This window comes from Coprococcus intestinihominis (assembly GCF_040096555.1).
Classification (GTDB): domain Bacteria; phylum Bacillota; class Clostridia; order Lachnospirales; family Lachnospiraceae; genus Coprococcus_A; species Coprococcus_A intestinihominis.
In genome coordinates this window covers 1-1356 of the sequence record NZ_JBBMEK010000442.1, presented here as the reverse complement: position 1 = coordinate 1356, position 1356 = coordinate 1, and the positions used below count along the sequence as shown (strand labels likewise).

Genomic DNA, 1356 nt, shown 5'->3' with positions numbered 1-1356 from the left:
GAAGGAAAGACCTATACCTACCGCTGTGTGGAAACGGCAATCGGAGGTGTTCCGATCAATGAGATTATACAGGAAGACCAGACAGTGAAATATACAGCCGGTGCTTATGAGTGCAGATATTCCACGCAAAATGAGACGAAGACAGTGATAGAGAATACACTGAAATCCACATCTCTTGTTGTCACGAAGACATGGGCAGGCGATCAGGATAACAAGTATCAGTCCAGACCGAAAAGCCTGACATTTGTCCTGCAAAAGCGTGGCGTAAAAGTAGAAAATGAAAACGGGAATGAGAATGCGAAAGAAGAAAATTCGGATTCTGAAAAAACGGAAGAACCACAGTTAAGCGACTGGGCGGATGTATTAAAATCAGACAGAACACCATATACCTTTACCATTACCCCGAATAATAAGGGGGAATGGAAGAAGACACTGGAAGATCTTCCGACAGTGGAAGTTTTTACCGGAGAGGATGGGACAACTTATACGATTTATTCCCTTTATTTCCGAGCGGTAGAACGGCATACCGATGATTCGACAAGCATTTTTGGCAAAAAGCAGTATGGAACAACTGTCAGTGGTGCACAAAATTACAAAGATACCACGGATTATTCGACTAGCGCTACAAATGCAGATCATGTATACAATAAGGAAAAGGGACGCAACGAAAGTAAGATCACGAATGTGCTGGTAACAGATAATCCGTCGAAATCCATCGAGGTTACAAAAATCTGGCGATGTGTGGACAGAGCAGAAAAAACGGCAGAGTTTGAACTCCTGTACAAGACGAAAGCAGAGAACGATGAAAGCTGGCACTCTTATGAAACCCGCATCGTTGATACGGTATCTTTCACAGAACCGGGAATCTCGGAAAAGAAAGTGACATGGACAGACCTTCCGAAATATGACAGAGATGGGAATGAACTTGAATACAAGGTCATCGAACATTCCATTGATGGCTATAAGACAGATGTTGCGAAAGAAACAGAAAAGAAAGCGGCAACAGAAACAACGCCTGGAACGGATATTACAAAATATACGTTTACCAATATCGAACTGCAGGATTACACGGTAAGAAAGATCTGGCAGAATACGGACTATTCCGAGAAGACCGATGACGGGTACACTGCAACATTCAAACTCCAGCAGATGATCAGGAAAGAACACAGCACGGATGGTGATTGGGAAGATGTAAATGGATGCGATCCGATCACGCTGACTTCCTCAAAGCCAAATGATACGAAAGAAGCAACATGGAAGAAGCTTCCATTGTACACGACAGATGGCAAAGAAATCATCTACCGTGCGGTAGAAACGAAAATCAATGGAAAATCAGTAGATGAAACGTCAAAGACC

The 1356-nt window shown here is 43.1% G+C and carries 1 protein-coding gene; it reads left to right on the top strand.

The features are described from left to right. Positions 1–27: 27 nt before the first annotated feature. The coding region (locus WMO25_RS18060) for a Cna B-type domain-containing protein (RefSeq protein ID WP_349086612.1) at positions 28–1356 on the top strand (1329 nt) is incomplete at its 3' end.